At 73.7% G+C, this 21370-nt stretch carries 18 protein-coding genes; 9 read left to right on the top strand and 9 right to left on the bottom strand.

Features of this window, described 5'->3' with window-relative positions:
* Window positions 1-25 precede the first annotated feature (25 nt).
* The gene (locus tag SL103_RS15780; protein WP_069569676.1) at window positions 26-1363 is read left to right on the top strand and encodes an enolase C-terminal domain-like protein; all 1338 of its coding nucleotides are present in this window, start codon (window positions 26-28) and stop codon (window positions 1361-1363) included.
* 3 nt (window positions 1364-1366) lie between these two features.
* Here the strand turns inward: SL103_RS15780 and SL103_RS15775 are convergent, their stop codons facing one another.
* Window positions 1367-1984, bottom strand: coding sequence for a GOLPH3/VPS74 family protein (locus SL103_RS15775; protein WP_069569675.1), 618 nt, complete (start codon window positions 1982-1984; stop codon window positions 1367-1369).
* A 237-nt stretch (window positions 1985-2221) separates the two neighbouring features.
* Between SL103_RS15775 and SL103_RS15770 the strand changes: the two genes are divergently transcribed.
* From SL103_RS15770 to SL103_RS15740, 7 genes are all read left to right on the top strand, one after another.
* Entirely contained in the window at window positions 2222-3187 is a 966-nt protein-coding gene (locus SL103_RS15770) for a cyclase family protein (protein ID WP_069569674.1), read from the top strand.
* Window positions 3188-3354: 167 nt separating this feature from the next.
* A complete protein-coding gene (locus SL103_RS15765) occupies window positions 3355-6204 on the top strand; it encodes a SpoIIE family protein phosphatase (protein ID WP_079145764.1) in 2850 nt (949 codons plus the stop codon).
* Window positions 6205-6368: 164 nt separating this feature from the next.
* Complete coding sequence (locus SL103_RS15760) at window positions 6369-7898, top strand: sugar ABC transporter ATP-binding protein (RefSeq protein WP_069569670.1); 1530 nt, start codon at window positions 6369-6371, stop codon at window positions 7896-7898.
* Complete coding sequence (locus SL103_RS15755; RefSeq protein ID WP_099055422.1) at window positions 7895-8956, top strand: ABC transporter permease; 1062 nt, start codon at window positions 7895-7897, stop codon at window positions 8954-8956. The genes SL103_RS15760 and SL103_RS15755 overlap by 4 nt, the downstream gene beginning before the upstream one ends.
* 56 nt (window positions 8957-9012) lie before the next feature.
* Window positions 9013-10164: a substrate-binding domain-containing protein gene (locus SL103_RS15750; protein WP_069569668.1), complete on the top strand. Its 1152-nt coding sequence runs from the start codon at window positions 9013-9015 to the stop codon at window positions 10162-10164.
* A 162-nt stretch (window positions 10165-10326) separates the two neighbouring features.
* On the top strand, window positions 10327-12027 hold the full coding sequence (locus tag SL103_RS39230) for a cholesterol oxidase substrate-binding domain-containing protein (protein WP_069569666.1): 1701 nt from the start codon (window positions 10327-10329) through the stop codon (window positions 12025-12027).
* A 97-nt stretch (window positions 12028-12124) separates the two neighbouring features.
* Complete coding sequence (locus tag SL103_RS15740) at window positions 12125-12625, top strand: GNAT family N-acetyltransferase (protein WP_069569664.1); 501 nt, start codon at window positions 12125-12127, stop codon at window positions 12623-12625.
* Window positions 12626-12688: 63 nt separating this feature from the next.
* Here the strand turns inward: SL103_RS15740 and SL103_RS15735 are convergent, their stop codons facing one another.
* The 8 genes from SL103_RS15735 to SL103_RS15700 form a co-directional block, all read right to left on the bottom strand.
* Window positions 12689-13414, bottom strand: coding sequence for a hypothetical protein (locus SL103_RS15735; RefSeq protein ID WP_244303919.1), 726 nt, complete (start codon window positions 13412-13414; stop codon window positions 12689-12691).
* A gap of 50 nt (window positions 13415-13464) precedes the next feature.
* Complete coding sequence (locus SL103_RS15730) at window positions 13465-14238, bottom strand: class I SAM-dependent DNA methyltransferase (protein WP_069569662.1); 774 nt, start codon at window positions 14236-14238, stop codon at window positions 13465-13467.
* A 90-nt stretch (window positions 14239-14328) separates the two neighbouring features.
* The gene (locus tag SL103_RS15725; protein ID WP_069569660.1) at window positions 14329-15777 is read right to left on the bottom strand and encodes a serine hydrolase domain-containing protein; all 1449 of its coding nucleotides are present in this window, start codon (window positions 15775-15777) and stop codon (window positions 14329-14331) included.
* Window positions 15774-16100 (bottom strand): acyl carrier protein, encoded by a 327-nt coding sequence (locus SL103_RS15720; RefSeq protein ID WP_069569658.1) that lies wholly within the window; start codon window positions 16098-16100, stop codon window positions 15774-15776. Before SL103_RS15720 ends, SL103_RS15725 begins: the two co-directional genes overlap by 4 nt.
* A 109-nt stretch (window positions 16101-16209) precedes the next feature.
* Entirely contained in the window at window positions 16210-17304 is a 1095-nt protein-coding gene (locus SL103_RS15715) for an SIS domain-containing protein (RefSeq protein WP_069569656.1), read from the bottom strand.
* 18 nt (window positions 17305-17322) lie between these two features.
* The gene (locus SL103_RS15710) at window positions 17323-18270 is read right to left on the bottom strand and encodes a TIGR03560 family F420-dependent LLM class oxidoreductase (protein WP_069569654.1); all 948 of its coding nucleotides are present in this window, start codon (window positions 18268-18270) and stop codon (window positions 17323-17325) included.
* A gap of 55 nt (window positions 18271-18325) precedes the next feature.
* Window positions 18326-18844, bottom strand: coding sequence for a GNAT family N-acetyltransferase (locus SL103_RS15705; protein ID WP_079145763.1), 519 nt, complete (start codon window positions 18842-18844; stop codon window positions 18326-18328).
* Between the two features lie 56 nt (window positions 18845-18900).
* Window positions 18901-19881, bottom strand: coding sequence for an aldose epimerase family protein (locus tag SL103_RS15700; protein ID WP_244303918.1), 981 nt, complete (start codon window positions 19879-19881; stop codon window positions 18901-18903).
* A gap of 633 nt (window positions 19882-20514) precedes the next feature.
* Here SL103_RS15700 and SL103_RS15695 point away from each other — a divergent pair.
* Window positions 20515-21369 (top strand): TauD/TfdA family dioxygenase, encoded by an 855-nt coding sequence (locus tag SL103_RS15695; RefSeq protein WP_079145762.1) that lies wholly within the window; start codon window positions 20515-20517, stop codon window positions 21367-21369.
* Window position 21370 lies beyond the last annotated feature (1 nt).

The following is a 21370-nucleotide window of genomic DNA, read 5'->3' as shown; positions in this document are numbered from 1 at the left end:
ACGACCAGGACGTGAAGGAACCCTTATGAGGAACGACAACCAGCCGACCGTCACCGAGTTCTCCGTCTACCCCGTCGCGGGCCGGGACTCGATGGAGCTGAACCTCTCCGGCGCGCACGGCCCCTTCTTCACCCGCAACGTGGTCGTCCTGAAGGACTCGGAGGGCCGTACCGGGCTCGGCGAGGTGCCGGGCGGGGAGCGGATCACACGGACGCTGCGCGACGCCGCACCCCTCGTCGTCGGCGCCAGGGTGGGCGACTATCAGCGCGTCCTGCGGGAGATCGGCGAGCGGTTCGGCGACCGTGACGCCGGCGGCAGAGGCCCGCAGACCTTCGACCTGCGCACCACCGTCCACGCCGTCACCGCCGTCGAGGCGGGTCTGCTGGACCTCCTGGGGCAGCACCTCGACGTCCCGGTGGCCGCCCTGCTGGGAGACGGGCAGCAGCGCGCGTCGGTACGCGTGCTCGGTTATCTCTTCTACGTGGGCGACCCCGACCGCACCGACCTGGAGTACGTCCGCGAACCGGACTCCCCCGTGGAGTGGTACCGGATCCGCCACGAGGAGGCGCTGACCGCCGAGGCGATCGTCCGTCAGGCCGAGGCCACCCACGACCTCTACGGCTTCCGGGACTTCAAGCTCAAGGGCGGGGTGCTGGACGGCGGCGAGGAGGTCAAGGCGATCCGCCGGCTCAAGGACCGCTTCCCCGAAGCACGGATCACCCTCGACCCCAACGGCGCGTGGTCGCTGTCCGAGGCGGTCGAACTGTGCCGGCCGCTGGTCGGCACCCTCGCGTACGCCGAGGACCCGTGCGGCGCCGAGAACGGCTACTCGGGCCGCGAGATCCTGGCGGAGTTCCGGCGCGCCACCGGCCTCCCCACGGCCACCAACATGATCGCGACGGACTGGCGGCAGCTGACCCACGCGCTGGCCCTGCAGAGCGTCTCCATCCCGCTGGCCGACCCGCACTTCTGGACCATGCGGGGCTCGGTGCGCGTCGCCCAGCTCTGCCACGCGATGGGCCTGACCTGGGGATGCCACTCGAACAACCACTTCGACATCTCCCTGGCCATGGTGGCGCACTGCGGGGCCGCGGCGCCCGGCGAGTACAACGCCCTGGACACGCACTGGATCTGGCAGGAGGGCCTGGAGCGGCTCACCGTCGACCCGCCGCGCATCGTCGACGGCGAGATCGCCCTCCCGAGCGCCCCGGGCCTCGGCGTCCGACTCGACACGGACCGGCTCCTGGCGGCGCACGAGCTCTACCGCGAGAAGGCGCTCGGGGCGCGGGACGACGCGGCCGCGATGCGGTGTCTCGTACCCGGCTGGACGTTCGACGGCACGCGTCCCTGCCTGGTGCGGTAGCGGTCAGTCGCCGCCGGGGCCGCGCCACACGTTGTCGAAGGCCGCCTGGTCGAGGGCGCGCCGCTGCCGCTCGAACTCCAGCTGGCGCAGAGCGTCGTCGACGGCTCCCAGCACCGCCGCCACCGCGCCCTCGGGCACGTCCGGGCGGCTGTCGGTGCGCTCGTCGCCGATGCCGAGGGACGCCGCGAGGCTGACCAGGACGGGTTCCTCCGCCGCCCACCGGTCCGTCGCGGCGCGCCGGGCGGCGGTGTCGGCCAGCACCATCTCGCTACCGCCGAAGGGCCACCGGCCGTGGCGCCGTTGCCGGGTGAGCTGCCCCTCCTCCTCGAAGGCCGCGAGGTAGGCCGTGGACAGATCGCGACCCCTGCGCCACAGCCAGTCGTCGACCGACTCGTACGGCGTCCGGTCCACCAGGGCACCCGCCGCCTCGTCCAGGAGGCGGTCGGCGATGGTGGGCCGGTAGCCGGGCACGAGGTGCCCGCCGTCCAGGGTGACCGCCTGCGCGTTCAGGAGGTCGGTCAGCTCGGCCCCGGCGAGCGCGAGCGACAGGTCGCCGCGCTCCAGGGGGCGGCTGGACTTCTCGTCCAGGGCGACGATCAGCAGATCCCGCGGTGTGGTCACGGACGGCTCCCCGTCAGGAAGGCGGCGGCAAGGGTGCCCGAGGGCATCCGGCCCGCCGGCGAGCACTCCCGTACCCGAGCTTACGGAGTGCCGACCGGCGCTGCATCCCGCGCCGGGCGGTGGCCGCGCGGGCGCTGCGGCACGCCACGGCCGGGGGGATGATGGCTCACGGGGGCGGAGGCAGGCCGTGGGCGGCGGACCGTGGGGAGAGGAGAGACTCATGGGCCGGAGCCGCAGATGACCGGCAGTCCCGGCGGGGTGCCGGCGCCGCCGGACCGGACGGACAACGGGCCGGCCGTCTCCCGCGCGGAGTTCGACGCGCTGTTCGCGTCGGTCCGCACCTGGGGCCGCTGGGTCCCCGCCGACCGTGGCGCCTGCAACCGGATCACCCCGGACCGGGTCCGGCGGGCCGCGGCGCTGGTCCGAACCGGGACGGTGATCCCGATGGCGCGCCCCTGGGACACCGTGGCCGGGCCGGACAACAGCCGGCCGGCCCTGCACTACATGTCCGACCTCGGCGATGTGGAGGCGCCGGAGCCGGCCACCCACAAGGACTTCCTCGCCGTCGACTTCCACGGCAAGTCCGTCAGCCACCTGGACGCGCTGGCCCACGTCGCCTACCGCGGGTGCCTCTACGACGGCGGCGCGGCACGCGACCTGGTCGGTGCCGCGGGTGCCCGCTTCGGCGCGGTCTCCGCGCTCGGCGCCCTCGTCACCAGGGGCGTGCTCCTCGACCTGCCCAGGGTGCTGGGGGTCGACTGGCTGGCGCCCGGGCGGGCCGTGCACGCCGCGGACCTGGTGGCCGCGGAGCGGGCGCTGGACGTGACGATCGAGGAGGGCGACGCGGTGCTGCTGCGCTGCGGTGGCCTGCGGCGCCGCCGGGAACGGGGCGCCTGGGACCCCGGCGCGGCGAGCGCCGGCCTGCACGTGGACGCCGTGCCGCTGCTGGCGGAGCGCGGCATCGCCCTGCTCGGGGGCGACGGGGACAGTGACGTACGGCCCTCGCCGGTCGACGGTGTGCATTCCCCGGTCCACGCGCTGGCGATCGCGGCGATGGGAGTGCCGCTGCTGGACAACCTCGATCTGGAGGCGCTCTCGGTGGCCGGCGGCGAGACCGGCCGTTACGCGTTCCTGCTGGTGGTGGCGCCCCTGAACGTCCCCGGTGGGACCGGCTCACCGGTCACTCCGGTCGCGGTCCTGTGACCGGCCGCCGCGCGGTGGCCGCGGGTCCGGGGCGGGGCGGTCGGCACGCCTCCCGCCCGCCTTCGTGATCAGCCGCGAGATGTACAAACATCTACAATTGGGGCCAATGGCACAGCCGCTCCGGCGTACGGGCGGCCGGGCCCGGACCGATGAGGGAAGTGGTTCGGATGGGGGTCGTGGGTGTGGGCAGCGGCCCCGCGCGCGTCCGTGAGCAGTTCCTCCGCGGCGGGACGGTCGAGGGGGCCGTACGCAGCCCGATCCTCAGCTCGTGGCAGCGTTCCCAGGAGCTGGGGCTCTCACCGGAAACCTGCGACCTGCCCTACCGCCCGGACATCGACCTGGAGGGCCGGCTCGTCAGCGCCGCCCGGCCCGTACTGGACCGCCTGGAGGCGCGCTTCGCCGGGATGAACATGAACGTGTCGCTCGCCGACGGAAACGGGGCGGTGCTGCAACGCCGGTTCGGCAGCCCCGCGATGGTCCGGCAGCTGGCCGCGATCCAGAGCGTCCCGGGCTTCGTGTTCGCCGAGCAGTTCGCCGGCACCAACGGCATCGGCCTCGCCCTGGCGGAACGACAGCTGATCAACGTCTACGGTGCCGAGCACTTCGCGGAGCGCTCCCAGACGAACGCCTGCTCGGCAATTCCCGTACGGGACCCGCTCAGTGGGCGGATCGAGGGCATTCTCTGCTTCGGCTACCCCCTCACCGACGCGGAGGCGGACGCGGAGCTGAACCTGCTGATCCGGAGGGCGGCCGGCGCCATCGAACGGCGGTTGCTGCAGCAGAGTTCGGCGCGTGAGCGTGCCCTGCTGCAGGCGTACCTCGACGCCAGGCAGCGCCGCGTACCGGCCGGCTCGACCGCCGCGGACGGGCAGCCGGCCGATCTCTCCGCGCGCGGCCTGGACCGGCGGGACGAGACGGTCCTGAAGGAGCACGCCGCCGGTCTGATCTCCGCGGCCCAGCGGGCCGCCGTCGACGTGTGGCTGCCCGGCGGCCGGCAGGTCACCCTGCTGAGCCACCCGGTGACCAGCCCCTCCGGGGTGGAGGGCGTCGCGATCGAGGCGGTCTTCGCCCCCGGTCAGGGCCTCGCCGTCCCTGTCGACACCCAGGCACCGGCCGGCGGGCCGGCGCAGCAGCCGGCGGCGCCCACCGGCCGGCCGCCGCTGCGGAGCCCGGACGGTGTGACCGGCCGCCCCGTCACGACGGCCCGGACGCCCGGCACGGCCGGCGACGCCACCGGCCGGGGGCCCGGCGGGCTGATCATGGTGGGCGAGCCGGAAGTGGGCAGGTACGCGGTGGCCGCCCGGCGCCGTCTGGAGCTGCTGTCCGAGGCCAGCACCCGCATCGGCACCACCCTGGACGTGGCCGGCACCGCCCGGGAACTCGCCGAGATGGCCGTCCCGCGCCTGGCCGACTTCGTCACCATCGACCTCTCCCCCACGGTGCTGCGCGGCGAGGAGCCCCGCGACCCCCGTACCGGACTGCACCGCACCGTGGTGCACGGCTTTCGCCCGGACTGCCCCTTCTACCCGGCCGGCGAACGGGTCGAGCTGCGCTCCACCACGCCGCAGCTGCGCGCCCTGGCCGACGGCCAGCCGGTGCTCGAACCCGAGCTGAGCAGCGCCGCGGGGTGGATCGCGCAGAACCCCGAGCACGCCCGGAGCATTCTCGACCACGGGGTGCACTCCCTCGTCGCCGTGCCGCTCCTCGCCCGCGGCATCGCCCTGGGCGTCGCGAGCTTCTACCGCTCGCGGGACCCGGCACCCTACGGGGACGACGACCGCTCCCTGGCCCTGGAGCTCGCCACCCGCGCCGCCATCTGCATTGACAACGCCCGCCGTTACACCCGTGAGCACTCCATGGTGCTGGCCCTCCAGCGCAGCCTGCTCCCGCACAGCTTCCCCGAGCAGAACGCCGTCGAGGTCGCCCACCGGTACCTGCCGGCCGAGTCGGGCGTGGGCGGCGACTGGTTCGACGTCATTCCGCTGTCGAGCGCGCGCGTCGCCCTCCTCGTCGGGGACGTCGTCGGCCACGGCCTGCACGCCGCCGCCACCATGGGCCGGCTGCGCACCGCGGCACGCAACTTCGCCGAACTGGACCTCGCACCGGACGAACTCCTGACGCACCTCGACAATCTGGTGGGGCGTCTCGACCGGGACGAGGGATTCGAGGACCCCTCCGCCGACGGCACCGGCATCATCGGCGCGACCTGCCTGTACGCCATCTACGACCCCGCCGCGCAGCAGTGCTTCATGGCCCGGGCCGGCCACCCGCCGCCCGCGCTGGTCGCCCCGGACGGCTCGGTCACCTTTCCCGAGCTGCCCGCGGGACCGCCGCTGGGGCTGGGCGGCCTGCCGTTCGAAACCGCCTCGTTCCACCTCCCCGAGGGCAGTCAGCTCGTCCTCTACACCGACGGGCTCGTCGCGGGCCGGCGGCGCGACCTCGACACGGCGCTCGACCAGCTGGGGCGGGTCCTGGCGCAGCCGAACCGCGCGCCGGAGGACACCTGTGACGCGGTGTGCCACAGCGTGGTGCCGCTGCATCCGGCGGACGACATCGCCCTGCTCGTCGCCCGTACCCACGCCCTGCCGCCCGGCCGGATCGCCACCTGGGAGCTGCCCACCGACCCGGCACGCGTCCGCGACATCCGGGCCGCCGTCACCCGCCGGCTGTCCGAATGGGGACTGGACGAGGTCGTGTACGCCGCCCAACTGCTGCTCAGTGAGCTGGTCACCAACGCCATCCGCTACGGCAGCGGCCCCATCCAGGTGCGGCTGCTCCACGACCGCACGCTGACCTGCGAGGTCGCCGACACCAGCAGCACCGCTCCGCATCTGCGCCGGGCGGCCACCACGGACGAGGGCGGCCGCGGCCTGTTCCTCGTCGCCCAGCTCGCCCAGACCTGGGGGACGCGCTACACCGCCGACGGGAAGGTGATCTGGGCGGAGTGCGCGCTCGACGCGACCGGCGGCCGGTCCGACGCCGCCGAAAGGTATCTCCACGACATTCCCGCCATCTGACATTCCGTCCGGCATCACGGCCAAAGGGGGTCGTAGCATGACGGAAAGGCGGTAGCAGGTGGTGTGCGCCGCGAGGAACACCGCGACGCGTTCACCGGTCACAGCCCTCAGCGGCACTGCCGATGCCGTCGGGAAGAACCCGAGGCCGACCCCCGGAGAAGTCCGTGCACGACGCTCCCGAGAACCACGCTCCGTCCCGCCACGGCCCCGCGCCCCTCGTCCGCATACGCGGTCTCGGCAAGCGGTTCGGCGGCACCGTCGCGCTGGACTCGGTCGACCTCGACATCCACGCGGGCAGCGTCCTCGCCCTGCTCGGGCCCAACGGCGCCGGCAAGTCCACGCTCATCAAGGTGCTCGCGGGCGTCCACCGCGCGGACGAGGGCGAGGTGACGGTCGCCGGGCATCCGCTCGGCAGCGAAGCGGCCTCCCGCACCATGGCGTTCATCCACCAGGACCTGGGACTGGTCGAGTGGATGACGGTGGCCGAGAACATCGCGCTGGGCACCGGCTATCCGCGCCGGGCGGGGCTGGTGTCCTGGCGGGCGACCCGCCGGCGGGGCGCGGCGGCGCTGGACCTCGTCGCCGCGCACCTCGACCCGGGCGCCCCCCTCGCCGGCCTCCCGCGGGCCGAACGCTCGCTGGTGGCCATCGCCCGCGCGCTGGCCACCGACGCCGAACTCCTCGTCCTCGACGAACCGACCGCCAGTCTGCCGGCCGCGGACTGCGCCCGGCTCTTCGACGTGCTGCACGCCCTGCGCGACCGGGGCCACGCCGTCGTGCACGTCACCCACCGGCTGGACGAGGTGTACCGGGTCGCCGACTCCTTCGCCGTGCTGCGCGACGGTCGCGTCGTGCGCCGGGGCCCGCTCGCCGGCCACAGCCCGGCGCGGCTGGTGCGGGACATCGTGGGCCACTACCCGGGCGGCCACCGGTTCGCCCCGGCCGCCGGCCCGGTCGTCCTGGGCCTGCGCGGGGTCCGTACCGAGAACACCGCGCCGGTCAGCCTGGACGTGCACGCCGGGGAGATCCTCGGCATGGTCGGCCTCACCGGCGCCGGACACCGGGAACTGGGCCGCGCGCTCGCCGGTTCCGGGCCGCTGCTGGGCGGCCGGGCGCTGCTCGACGGGCGGCCGTACGCGCCGCGTTCGGTCGCGGCGGCCGTCGCGTCCGGCGTGGGCCTGGTGACCAGCAACCGCCAGGAGGAGGGCTGCGCCGCCGAACTGACCGTACGGGAGAACTTCCTGGCCAACCCCCGGGCGGCCGGGCGGCCGGCCTGGCGCTGGGTCAGCCCGCGGCGTGAGCGGGCCGAGGCCGCGGCCCTGGTCCGGCGCTTCTCGGTGCACCCCGGGGACACCGAGGCGCCGATCGCCACCCTCTCCGGCGGGAACCAGCAGAAGGTGCTGGTCGGCAGGGGGCTGCGCACGAGCCGGCGGCTGCTGATCCTCGAAGAGCCGACCGCGGGGGTGGACGTGGGTGCCAAGGCGGCGCTCTACCGCCTGCTGCAGGACGCGCTGGACGACGGCCTCGCCGTGCTGCTGCTGTCCACCGACTTCGAGGAGGTCGCCGAGGTGTGCCACCGGGCGCTGGTGTTCGTCCGCGGGGCGCTGACGGCGGAGCTGAGCGGTACGTCCCTGACCGTGGGCGGGCTCACCCGTGCGTCCTCGGCGATGCCCGCCCTCACCGGGACGACGTGACCGTGGCCCGCTCCCCCCGCTCCTGGCCGGTCCACCGCATCGGACACCTCGTCGGCGCCTACGGCCTGCTGGCCCTGACCGCCCTGCTGTTCCTGGCCTTCTCGCTCGCCCTGCCGGACACCTTCCCCACCCTGGACAACATCTCCGCCGTGCTGTCCAACCAGTCGATCCCCGCGATCCTGGCGCTCGGCGCGATGATCCCCATCGCCACCGGCAAGTTCGACCTGTCCCTCGGCTACGGCCTCGGGCTCGGGCACGTCATGACCATGCAGCTCCTCGTCAACGAGGGGTGGCCCTGGCCGCCGGTCTGCCTGGTGGTGGCCGCCGGCGGGGCGCTGGTCGGCACCTTCAACGGTGTCGTCGTGGAATTCGCGAAGATCAACTCTTTTATCGCCACCCTGGGCACCGGCAGCATCATGTACGCCGTCACCGGCTGGATCACCAACGGAGCGCGCATCGTGCCCGGGCCGCTCGGCCTGCCGGCCGCCTTCACCGACCTGTACGACTCGCGGTTCCTCGGCCTGCCCGTCCCCGCCTTCTACGTCCTCGCCCTGACCGCCGCGCTGTGGGTGCTGCTGGAACGGCTGCCGCTCGGCCGGTACCTGTACGTCATCGGCTCGAATCCCCGCGCCGCGGAGCTGGTCGGCATCCCCGCCCGGCGGTACGTCGTCCTCGCCTTCGCCGGCTCGGGCCTGCTGGTCGGCATCGCCGGTTTCCTGCTCGCCGCGCAGCAGCGGATCGGCAACCCCAGCGTCGGCCTGGACTACCTGCTGCCGGCGTTCGTCGGCGCCCTGCTCGGCTCCACCGCGATCCGGCCAGGCCGCCCGAACGCCCTGGGCACCCTGGTGGCCGTCAGCGTCCTCGCCGTCGGCCTCGCCGGTATCGGCCAACTCGGCGCCCAGTTCTGGGTCACCCCGCTGTTCAACGGCGTGACCCTGCTGATCGCCGTCGGGCTGGCCGGTTATGCCGCGCGCCGGCAGCTGCGCCGCCGCCGGTCCACCACCGCTCCGGAAGCCCCGCCGGACCCGGGAGCTCCAGGAGCCCCGCAGGCCCCCTGACCGCCCCGCGTCACGCTCCCCCCGTTGCCCCCCTCGTCCTTCCGCAAGGAGCATCCGTGCACCCCTCCCGCAAGGCCGCCCGGAACGGCGCCGTCCTGCTGGTGGTGGCGGCCACCGCCCTGCTCGGCTGCGAGCGGGGCACGTCGGCCGGCGCCGGACCGTACTCGCCCGGACCGGCCCGCGACGGCTGTCCCACCGTCCTGGCCGGCGCACGGCAGTCCGTACAGCGGGCCCAGCAGATCCGCTCCGCCTGGCACGGCCCGACCACCGGCCCCCCGGCGGCCTCCGGCAAGGACATCGTCTACGTCGCGCAGAGCATGAACAACCCCGGTGTCGCGGGCGCGGCCAGGGGCATGGCGCAGGGGGCGAAGGTCATCGGCTGGCGGGTCCGGGTGATCGACGGCCAGGGCACCCCCGCCGGGATCCAGGCGGCGTTCAGCCAGGCCGTCGCCCTCCGCCCGTCGGGCATCGTGATCGGCGGCTTCGACCCCGGTCTGACGGCGCAGCAGGTCGCGCGGGCCGAGGCGGAGCACCTTCCGCTCATCGGCTGGCACGCGGTCGACTCCCCCGGCCCGAGCAAGGACCCCGCACTCTTCACCAACATCACCACCAGGGTCCAGGACGTCGCGCGGATCAGCGCGGACTGGGTGATCGCACACTCCCGCGGCACCGCCGGAGTGGTGGTGTTCACCGATGCCTCGATCCCGTTCGCCAGGAACAAGTCCGAGCTGATCAAGAAGGATCTCGCCAGCTGCCGCGGCCTGAGGCTGCTGGCGGAGGAGAACATCCCGCTCCCGGACACCAGCAGCCGCACCCCCCAGGAGGTCTCGTCCCTGCTCTCCCGGTTCGGGGACCGGTGGACGCACTCCGTCGCCATCAACGACGTGTACTTCGCCGATGCCGCCCCGGCCCTGCGCGCGGCCCGGAAGAAGGGCGCCGGTCCGCCCTTCAACGTCGGTGCCGGGGACGGCGATCCGTCCGCCTTCCAACGGATCAACAGCCGGCAGTTCCAGGCCGCCACCGTGCCCGAGCCGTTCTCCCAGCAGGGCTGGCAGATCCTCGACGAGTTCAACCGCGCCTTCGCCGGCCGACCCGACAGCGGCTACGTCGCGCCCGTACACCTCTCCACGGCCGCCAACAGCGGCGGGGCCACCACCTGGGACCCGCCCGGCTACCGCGCGGCGTACCGCAGGATCTGGCGGCGGTAGGCACCGCTCCGCAACGCCGCCTGCCGCACGACCCTTGCTACTGACGGCCCGTCACCCTACCCTTCCGGCACCCCCACCGCACCGGGGCGCTCGTACGGTCTCACCCCTACGATCCGTGCGCGGTGCAGCGGGGCCGGCGCGCCGCGCGCCGGAAGGACAGCCATGTCCGACGACAGCGCTCGCAGAAGCTCCCTCACCCGTCGCACACTGCTCACCGCGGCCGCCGCGGGACTCGCCGCGACGGCCGGACCGCGCACCGCCCCCGGCATCCCCGCGGGCAGCGCCGCGTCCACCCTCACCCCGCCGCCCGACTTCCCGGCCGGCATCCCGCTCGCCCAACAGACCTTCCGCAACTGGTCGTTGGAGATCGTCGTCGAGAACGTCTGGACCGCCTCGGCCCGCACCCCCGACGACGTGGTGGCCCTCGCCAACTGGGCGCACGGGCACGGCTACCGGCTGCGGGCCCGGGGCAAGGGCCACACCTGGTCGCCGCTGGTGTTACCAGCCGGCGCCGACACCTCCCGCACCGTCCTCGTCGACACCACCTCCCACCTCACCGCGGTCAGCGTGCGCGACGGCAGCCCGGGGAGCGTCACCGCGCAGACCGGGGCGACCCTCGACACCGTTCTCGCCCGCCTGGAGGAGGCGGGGCTCGGCCTCGCCACCATGCCGGCGCCGGGTGACCTCACCGTGGGCGGGGTGCTCGCGATCGGCGCCCACGGCACCGGGCTGCCCACCGCCGCCGAACAGCCGCCGGCCGGTTCCGGCTTCGGCACGCTCAGCTCGCTGGTCAGCTCGCTCACCGCGGTGGTGTGGGACGCGGCGCAGGGCCGCTACGTGCTGCGGACCTTCACCCGCTCCGACCCCGGCCTCCGCGCCTTCCTCGTCCATCTGGGCCGCGCCTTCGTCACCGAGGTGACGCTGACCGCCGCCACCAACACCCGTATGCGGTGCCAGAACTGGTACGACGTCAACGTGGGCACGGTCTTCGGCGCGCCCGGCACGGGCGGGCGGACGCTCAGCTCCTACGTGGAGCGCACCGGCCGCGTCGAGGCGATCTGGTTCCCGTTCACGGACGTGCCGTGGCTGAAGGTCTGGAGCGTGGCACCGACCAAGCCCCTGCTGGCCAAACGGATCGACGCGCCGTACCCGTACAGCTTCGCCAACCGGGTCACCGAGGACATGTCGAAGCTCCTCGGGGAGATCGCGGCGGGCGGGGGCGACCGTACGCCGGCCTTCACCAAGCTCGCCATGTCCATCGTCGGGTCGGGGCTGATCGTCACCGGCACCTGGGACGTCTGGGGGTGGTCGAGGAACAGCCTGCTGTACGTCGAGCCCACCACCCTGCGGATCGTCGAGGCGGGGTGGGCGGTGCTGACCTCCCGGAGCCAGGTGCAGCGCGTGGTGAGCGACTTCCACGCCCAGTACCAGAAGTTGCTGACGTCCTACCAGGGGCGTGGTTCGTATCCCGTCAACGGTCCGATCGAGCTGCGCATCACCGGTACCGATCCGGTCGACGGTCCGCTGCTCTCCCCGGCCCGGGCCCGGGCCGACCACCCCGAGTGGGACACGGTGGTGTGGCTGGACTTCGCCACGTATCCCGGCACGCCCGGCGCGGCGCCCTTCTTCCGCGAGATGGAGCAGTGGATCTGGCGGACGTACACCGGTGGCTACGCGACCGTGCGCCCCGAGTGGTCCAAGGGATGGGCCTATACGGACGGCGGGCCGTGGACCGACCCCGCGGTGCTGGCCGGGGCCGTGCCGGCCGCGTTCGACGAGTGGCGCACCGCCCGGGAGACCCTCAACTCCTATGATCCGGCACGGGTGTTCTCCAACGCCTTCCTCGACACCCTGCTGCCGTGAGGCACCCCCCGGTGGGCGGCGCCGCCGCCGGACGCCGGACCCGTACGGCGCGGATACGGAGTTGCCGGCGGCGCCCGTTCCGGGGCAGTCTCCGGGCATGATCGAGTTGGTGGTACTGACACCGGACGACTGGGGCGGCTGGCGCGAGCTGAGGCTGGCCGCGCTCGCGGAGGCGCCGTACGCCTTCGGGTCCACGCTGGCGGACTGGCAGGGGGACGGCGACCGGGAGGAGCGGTGGCGTGGCCGGCTGGGCATTCCCGGCTCCCACAACCTCCTCGCGCTGTGGGACGGGGAGCCGGCCGGCCTGGTCAGCGGGATCCCCGGACCGCGGGACGGCGTCGTCGAGCTGATCTCCCTGTGGGTCGCCCCGAAGGCCCGGGGACGCGGCGTGGGCGACCGTCTGATCGAGGCGGTCGTGGGGTGGGCCGAGCGGGAGCGGGCCGAGGTGGTGGAGCTCGCGGTCACGCCGGGGAACGCGCACGCGGTCGCGCTGTACCGGCGCCACGGTTTCGCGGACACCGGGCAGCTCGGCGACGTGCTGCCGGACGGCGGCCGGGAACGCGTCATGGCCCGGCGCCTCTCCCCCGGCCCCGGCTGAGGGACCGTGCCACCGCCCGCCGGCAGCCGCGGGTTCACCGCGGCTGCCGGCGGGCGGGGCGGCTCAGTCGAGCTTGCAGGCTTCGGAGGCCGGCTGTTCCTTGGCGAGGAATATCGTCTGGGCCATCATCTTGTAGCCGCTGATGCGCTCACGGAACGTCTCGATGGACTCCTCGGGGTGCACCGAGTCGATGACGGCGTGCGGGCCGTGCGCGTTGAACTGGTGGCTGACGCCGCGCGGGATCTGCATGTCCGCCCAGGAGTTCTCCGGGACGACCAGGTTGTAGCGGGTGCGGTGCACGCCGTCGGGTGCGTCGGGGGCGGCATCCTCGAACACCTCCGGCCGGAACGGTGTGACGCCCTCGATGTGGGTCACGTCGATGGGCGAGAGGCTGGACACCCGGATGCGGGTGCCGGGGCCGGTCATCATGCGGACGAAGCGCAGCCCGGTGTGCAGATGCATCCGGGAGCAGATGTCCCGGTCGATGACGTCGTAGAAGTCCATGAGGTAGCGGTCGGCGAAGAACCCGTCGAAGGGGGCGTCCAGCATGTAGACGTCACCCTCCTCGAAGGTCTGGGCGCGCTGGATGCCGTCCCCGTTCTGGGTGGTCGCGGCCGGGGTGCGGTGCGCGGCGCGCACCACTCCGCCCAGGGCGTCGGTGATGGCGAGGGAGATCTCGGCGGGCAGCTGGATGACGGGTGTGACATGACATCGCCCCGGGTCATTGAAGTCCACCACGTCATGGACCTCGTTTTCGTCGTCGGGGGTGAACTTCATGAACTCGGTCATGCGAACTCTCCTTGTGCGATCGGTGCAACCGGCCCGGGTCCCCTGTCCCCTTACCGGGAGGGGGACTTCACGGCGCGGTAGATGGTGCGGCAGGGAGCCGGCGTCCTGGAGCAGGACCCCGACTCGCACTTGACGTAGGACGCCTCGATGTCGTGGTCCGCCGGGGTGAGTCCGGCGCTCTTGAGGGCGGTGGTGATCTCGTCCGGCCCGTAGTAGCGGCTGCGCAGGGTCTGGTTCACCCGGTACGGCCGGCCGTCCTCCTCCACGACCCCGGAGACCCGCAGCATGCCGGTGCCGGATTCCGCGTCCCAGACCCCCCTCTTGGCGATCACGGCGGCGTCCTCGTCGAGCAGCGTGAGGTTGTCCCAGTGGCGGAAGTGCGAGGTCTCGAAGACGTCGAACAGGAACTGTCCGCCGTCCGCCAGGGCGGCGCCGACCCGGTGGAAGCAGCGCTCCAGGTCGCCGGGGGCGTCGAGGTGGTTGAGGGCGCCGTCCAGGCAGACGGCGGCGTCGACCGGCTCGGGGAGGGAGAAGTCCCGGGCGTCCTGTTCCGACAGCCGGAGATGGCCGCTGTCCATGAGGCCGCCGAGTTTGCGCCGTGCCACGTCGAGCATGCCCGGGGAGCGGTCCACGCCGGTGACCCGCCACCCCTCGTCGCACAGCACTTCCGCGGTGACGCCCGTGCCGCAGCACAGGTCCAGGACGGACCGGGTGTCGGGCGCCGACTCGCGCAGGAAGGTGGCGAGCCGTGGTGAGTAGTGGCGGACCCAGCCGGTGTAGAAGCTCTCGAAGAAGACGGAGAACTCACGCGTGTAATACGTCATGGCACTGACACCTTTCGGAGGGGACACGCAAGGCGTGCACGGGGCTTGTCGGTGGCCGGTGGTCGTGGGGCGCGGCGGTGCCGCCCGCCGTCATGACGCCGCCGTCCGGGTGAACTCGAAGGCCGGAACGGAGCGTTCCATCCGCACCGCGACGCGGTCCGGGTCCAGGGGGGTGAGCGCGACCGGGCCCGGGTCGGCCGGGCACGTCGTGAACAGGGCGCCGCGTGCGGTGCGCCGCACCGGGCCCGCCACGGGCCCGTACCGGAACACCGCGCCCGCGCCTGACGCGTCCGGTGCGATGCACAGGTCACCGAAGCCGGGGTGGTGGTACGTGCCCGGCAGCGTCGCCAGGGAGTCCAGGTCCGCCGCCGGCCCCGGCGCGGCCGCGGCCATCCGCTCGGGCTCGCCGGCCGGCAGCCGGCGCTCCGTTCCGGTCTCCCGGCCGCTCAGCGCGTCGATCAGGCAGAACGCCACGGCGCAGCGGAAGCAGCAGTGAGCACGGCCCGGGGAGTGCCGCACGCCGGTGTTGCAGAAGACGTTGACGGCCAGGTCGCGGCCGGGCAGCACGACCGTCATGCCGCGCAGCGCGCCGACGCTGCTGCTGTGCACCAGGGCCCGTTCGCCGTGGTAGCGGCCGACCAGCCAGCCGTATCCGTAGCCGTCCGCGGCCACCGACGCCGGGTGGTTGGCGGAGGTCGTCGGGGCGGGCATGCGCGGGGTGCGCAGGTGTTCCAGGACGGTCCCGCCCAGCAGCCGGCCGCGCGCGCCGTGCCCGGACAGGTGGAAGCGGAGCACCGCGACCATGTCCTCGGCGCTCGCCCGGATGCCGGAGATGGCGGTGGAGAGCCCGGAGAGCGGGGGCGTGCCGGCGTCGGTGAACCCGCCGTTCCCGTCCGGCTCGTAGCCGTGCGCGGCGTGCCCGGCGGGGCCGGGGTCGTGCACGCCGAGGTCGGCGAGGAGGTCCCCGGTGAGCCGGTGCCAGGGCCGGCCGGTGGCCTCCTCGGCGAGGTGGCAGGCGAGTACGTAGGCCAGGTCGCTGTAGGAGAACCGGTCGCCGCCGGGCGGGCGGGCCGTCACCAGGTGCGGCAGCCGGTCCCGGGCCGCCTCGCCGGGCGCGGTGTCGGCGCAGCCGGCCAACAGCATGTCGTACGAGGGCAGTCCGGAGGAATGGGTGAGCAGTTGGGTCAGGGTGTAGCCGCCGCGCGGCGCGCCGTGCGGCAGCACATCGGTCAGTCGGCCGGTCTCCCAGTCGGTGCGGCCCTGTTCGACGAGCCGGGCGAGCAGGGCGGCGATGAGGCTCTTGGTGAGCGACCCGAGGGGGAAGAGGGTGCGCGCGGTCAGCGGGGCGCCGGAGGAGGGGTCGCGGGTGCCGTCGACGAGGACGGCCGCGTCGTCGCCGTGCACGACGGTGACGGCGGCACCCGGTACCCGCCAGGCGGTCCGCAGGGCGGCCAGCTCGCCGGCCAGGTCCGCGGCCGGACGGCCGGTGCCGGGCAGGGCGGCGACCGGGCTCTGCCGGCTTCCGGGTAGCAGGGTCATCGCGGTCCGGTGTCCCGTCCGCCGGTCACGTGGCCGGCCCGGTGCTCTTCCCTGACGACGTCCTCGCAGTGCTCGACGAGGGCGTCGAGGGTGCCGTCCAGGTAGAGCGCCTCCACCGAGGGTTCCACCGCCAGCCGGGCCCCGATGCGGTCGAGCATGACGATGGCCTGCATGGAGTTGCCACCGATCTCGAAGAAGTCCTCGTCGCCGCGGAGTTGCGGGGACCGCGGCAGGCCGAGCGCCCCGCTCCACTCCTCGGTGACGACGGCCCGGACCCGGCCGGGTGCCGTCGGCTCCGGTGGTGCCGTGTGATGGTCGGTCATGCCAGCCTCCCGTGGTGGTGTGCGCGGTGCCCCGTGCGGGGCGCCGTCGGCCGCGGCCGTCCCGCCGCGGTGGATGTCGTCGTGCTGCGTGGGCGCGGCGCCGGTCCGGTCAGCCCGGGCCGCCGCCGGAGAAGGGGGCACGGTCCAGCCGGTCGGCGAGCCGGGCGCCGAGGAGCCCGGCGAAGACGTGGCCGGTCAGCGGGGACCACTCCTCGCGGGCCGTCCCGGCGACCGGCACGGTGTGCCAGGCGGTAGTGGTCAGGGCGGTGTCGTCCGGATCGGTGACCGCGATGACCCGCCGCCCGCGCTCCGTTGCCGCGGCGGCGAGTTCGGCCGCCCGCGGGTGGCCGAGGCCCGGCGGCGCGAGGACGACCAGCGGTGCGTCGGCGGGGTCGGCGAACCGCTCGATGTGCCAGTACTCCTCCAGGTCCTGGGCGTAGGCGGGCAGCCCGGCGGCCTCCACCACCTTGGCCGCGGCGTACATCGCGGTGCCGGCGGCCGGGCCGGTGCCCGCGAGGACGAGGGGGGTCCACGGCCGTCCGGCCTCCGTCAGCCGCGCCGCCAGCTCGCGGCAGGGCGCGTCGGCGGCGTCCGCGGTGGCGCGTACCGCGTCCGCGGTGGCCGCGAGCTCCGCCACCAGGGCGTCCTCCGCCGCCGGGCCGCTGCCGGGCAACGCGCGGCGTACGCCGCCCAGCCGCACGGCGAGCAGCAGCAGGGCGAGCAGGCTGGCCTGGTAGGTGCGGATGCCGGGGCTGCGCTCCGTCAGGCCGAGTGCGGCCGCCACCTCCCGCCCCGCCGCCTCGCCGAGGGCGCTGCCCGCACGGCCGGTGACGGCCAGGGTCGGGAAGCCGTGGTCGCGGGCGCGCCGCACGGTGGTCACCAGCCGCGGGCTGCTGCCCGAGGCGGACACCGCGACCACGAGGGTGGCGGCGTTCGGGCCGGCCGGGCCGAGCATGCCGTAGTCGAGGAACTGCTGGGTGCCGAGCGCCTCGCAGGGCAGGCCGGCCAGGCGTACGAAGGCCAACTGGGCGGCGCGGCCGGCGTGATGGGAGTCGCCGCTGCCGACGAGGACCACCCGCCGCAGGGCCTCGCCGGGCACGGTTGCCAGCGCCTGCCCCGCCCGGGAGGCGACCGGCCCTGTCAGGTCCTCGATGTCGGCGGCGAGCGCGGCGGACTGCCGCAGCATGGTGCCGGTGGCGTACATGGGTGTCTTCCAGACGTGTCAGAGGGCGGCGCGCAGCACGGGGGCGACGCGTTCGGCGAAGAGGTCGAGGGTGCGATGGTCCACGGGCGGCCGCAGGCCGAGGAGGAAGTCCCGCACGCCCAGGCGCAGATAGGGCGTCAGCAGCTCCACGCACTCCTCCGGGGTGCCGAAGACCGCGTACTCCGGCAGGTCGGCGGGGACGGTGGCGGCGATCCGCTCCCGGCGTTCCGCCACCTCGCGCGGATCGTCGCCGAGCACCGCCCGGAAGGTCAGCGAGCCGCGGATCCCGGCGGGGTCGCGGCCGAGGTCCCGGGCGTGCGCGGTCAGCACCTCGCGCCGGTGCGCGTACTCCTCGGGCGTGGTGAACAGGGAGTTCCAGGTGTCGGCGTGCGCGGCGGCGATGCGGAGCAGGTGCCGCTCCCCGGAGCCGCCGATGGTCAGCGGCAGTCGGCTCTGCACCGGCCGGGGCCGCAGATGGGCCTCGCGGAGTCGGTAGTGGGTGCCGTCGAAGTCGGTCACCGGCCGCTCCCACAGGCGGCGGATCACCTGGCAGCTCTCGTCCAGCCGGCGCAGCCGCTCGGCGGCCGGCGGGAACGGCAGCCCGTACTGCTCGTGCGCGAGGTCGAATCCGCCTGCCCCCAGGCCGAGTTCGACGCGCCCGCCGGAGATGTGGTCGAGGGTCGAGGCGATGTTGGCGAGCAGTGCGGGGTGCCGCCAGGAGACGGCGGAGACCAGGATCGCGCAGCGTACCCGGCGGGTGCTCGCGGCGAGGGCGGCCAGCAGGGTGGGGCCCTCGAAGCAGGGGCCGTCGGGCCCGGTGAGGTGGGGGCGCAGGTGGTCGAAGACGGACACCCAGTCGTAGCCCGCGTCCTCGGCGCGCCGCCACAGGTCGAGGACCTCGTCGAAGGTCCCGTACTGCTGTCCTGAGTGCACACCGCAGCGGACGGTGTCATCGTGCAGTCTCATCTCTCCACGCCTTCTGTGCCGGATGCCCGGGGGACGAGCAGTGGGTCGGGGACGCTCAGCGGTCGAGCGCCCGTTGCAGGTACACGCGGCGCATCCAGTCCTCGGTCTCCACCTCGCCGTACGCGACGAAGCCCAGGCCGGTGAGCAGTTCCACGCTCTTGCGCAGGTCGGGGTTGGCCTCCGCCCGCAGCGCGTCGGCGCCGGCGGCGCGGGCGGTCTCGCAGGCCCTGCGCACCGCGCGCATGCCGAGCGTGGCGTCCCGCCGGGCCCGGTCGGGATGGACGGCGAGGCGCTGGAGGTACAGCGGCGCGCGGGCCGGCGGGAAGACGTCCAGGGCGCGGCGGAAGGGCGGCCGGCCGGTCAGGGTGAACATGGCGATGGCGGTGTCGCCGTGGCGCAGCAGATGGACGGCGCGTTCGCCGACCAGCGCGCGGCTGCGTTCGAGACGGCGCTCCGGGACCGGCAGGCCGTACAGCTCGGCCGTGTGGAGGTCCGAGGCGCGCAGCAGCGCGTGGACCTCCTCGGCGCTCTCAGCCGGTTCCCAGGCGGGGGCCGGTGCGGGATGCGAGGTCATGTGGGATGCCGTTCGTGTGGGGGTGGGCGGGCCCGGGGTGCGGTGGGGAGAGGCGGTCAGCGGACGGAGAACGCGTAGCGCGTGGTGGCGGTGTAGGTGGCTCCCGGGTCCAGCCGGGCGGAGGGGAAGTCCGGGCGGTTGGGGGCGTCGGGCCAGGGGCCGGGCTGGAGGCACAGTCCGGCGCGGGGCGGGTGGAGGCCGTCGCCGGTGTAGACGCCCATGCCGGTCTGGTCCGTGGACAGCCGCAGCCGCCGTCCGGAGTCCGGGTCGTGGAGGTCGGCCGCCCAGGTGTGCGGGGCGTCGAGCGCGTAGAAGTTGTCCAGCCGCAGGCCGTCGAGCGGGGCGGTGCCGGTGAGGTGGAGCGGGGTGCCGGCGACCGGGGCCGGTGGGCCGGGCAGCGGGACCTGGTCCTCGTCGAACCGCAGGACGCGGGCGGCGTTGACCGCGAGGCGGTGTCCGTCGACGGGCCGGTGCGCGCCGGTGCCGGCCAGGTTCCAGAAGGCGTGGTTGGTCAGGCCGACGACCGTGGGGGCGGTGGTGGTGGCCCGGAAGGCGATCGTCAGGGTGCCGTCCCGGTCGAGCCGGTAGCGGGTCTCGGCCCGCAGGTGTCCGGGGTAGCCCTGGTCGCCGTCGGGGCTGTGCAGGGTCAGGGTGAGGGTTGCGTGGTGCTCGTCCCGCTCCGTGGCGGCGGTCCACACCAGCCGGTCGAAACCGTGGCTGCCGCCGTGCAGGTGGTGCGGGCCCTCGTTGCGGTCCAGTACGTGGCGGACGCCGTCGAGGGTGAACGCACCGTGGGCGACGTTCCGGCAGAACCGGCCGACGGTCGCGCCGACGTAGGCGTTCGCCGCCCGGTCCTCGTAGGTGGCCAGGGTGGGTAACCGGTGGACCACGTTGTCCGTCCGGCCGTCGCGTCCGGGGACCCGGACCTCGACGAGCGTCGCCCCGTAGGTCCAGACGACGACTTCCGTGCCGTTGCCGTTCTCGAGGGTGTAGGCGTCCACCGGGGCAGCCGGTTGCCGGATATTTCCAGCTGTCATTCCCACGAACTCGCTGCGTATGTACAAGAGTCCCCCACAGGCGACAAAAGAAGAACTGTGCACTGAGCCACCGGAAGAGAATCCTGCGCTCTTTCGCTATCGACGCGGGGATCTCGACGCATCGCGCGTCACCCGCGGCAACGGGCCATCAGGTTCATGAACGCACCCGTGGTCAACCGAGGCGTGGGGGCGACGCTACCCGATCTCCGGAAGGACCGGAAGTGTTTGTTCTGCATATTCCGATCTTGCTCGGAATGCCGGTGAGCGACAGCCACCTTTCGGCCTCCGGCCATACTTTTTTGCGCCATCGCGGCGACCATTCGGCCGGTGACCGGCCTTGCCGCGCCCGCGACCACAGAACGTCAACTCACGCTCACCACGAGTACGTTGACACCACCTCCGGCACGACAATGACGGTGCGCCCCTACTATGCCTGCGGCACCCGCCGAAGCAGGCTGAAGGAGAAGACGGACGCCGGCGCTCCGGGGTTGCCTCTCCTTCCGTTTCCGGCCGCCACCAGCCCGGATCCCGCCGTCGGTCGCCCAGTTGACTGTTACAGCTATTGACAAGGACGCCGGGTCCTATGGAAGGTTGCGGTGCTATCCCACGTAAGTCAGTTAGGGGACGCACACATTGACCAGCGGCTGTTTTGCCGAATCAAAGGCAGATCAACACTTAGCCCTCCGCCATGAATTACTGGAGACGGATGCCGCTTTAACGCTCCAGCCCAACGCCCATCTTCCACCCGATGCCGGCCCGGACAATGTCGCGACCTTGCTGCGCGACCGGCTCACGGCCGATGGATATGCTCTCCTACAGCTCGACGAGCCATTGTCGACCGCTGATTTCATTGCTGTGGGAAAGACGCTCGGCGACCCGATGCCGGAGACCGACGCGGCGGTCCTGCCGTATGTCGAACACGGCATCATGTTGAATCTGACGGCCGATGCGGGACGCACCTCGGATGCTTCCCTGCAGCCTTTCGCCACGAACTTCCTGACGCTGCACACCGAAGGCAGTACCCGGCCCGCGCGGCGGCAACCGCGCCTCATCGTGCTGATGTGCTGCGAACCGGGGGACGGCACGGCAGCCCGTACCGTCGTCGTGCCGATGGCCGCGGTCCGGCGGCGGCTGTCGCCGGACGACGCCGCGCTGCTGGCCCGGGTCCGCTACCGTGCCGCCGACGGCCCGCCGCCCCTGCTGCGCACCGTCGACGGGGCACCGGTCTTCTCCTTCCGCGACTTCCACACCGCGCCGCTGGAGTGGGAGCTGGCCGGCGACCCGGCCGCCGCCGACGAGGTCGGCCCGGCCCTGCGGCGCCTGCTGGCCGCGATGTACCACCCTGCCGAAGCCCGCGCCGTCGAGTGGCGGCGCGGCATGCTCCTCGCCGTGGACAACCACCGCTTCTTCCACGGCAGAACCGCGGGTGACGGCCGTGCCCCGGAGATCCCGAGGCATCTCAAGCGCCTGCGTCTCCTCGGGGGATGAC

The organism is Streptomyces lydicus (genome assembly GCF_001729485.1).
Classification (GTDB): Bacteria; Actinomycetota; Actinomycetes; order Streptomycetales; family Streptomycetaceae; genus Streptomyces; species Streptomyces lydicus_D.
Note: the sequence above shows the minus strand (reverse complement) of the source record. Positions and strands in the feature narration are given on the sequence as shown.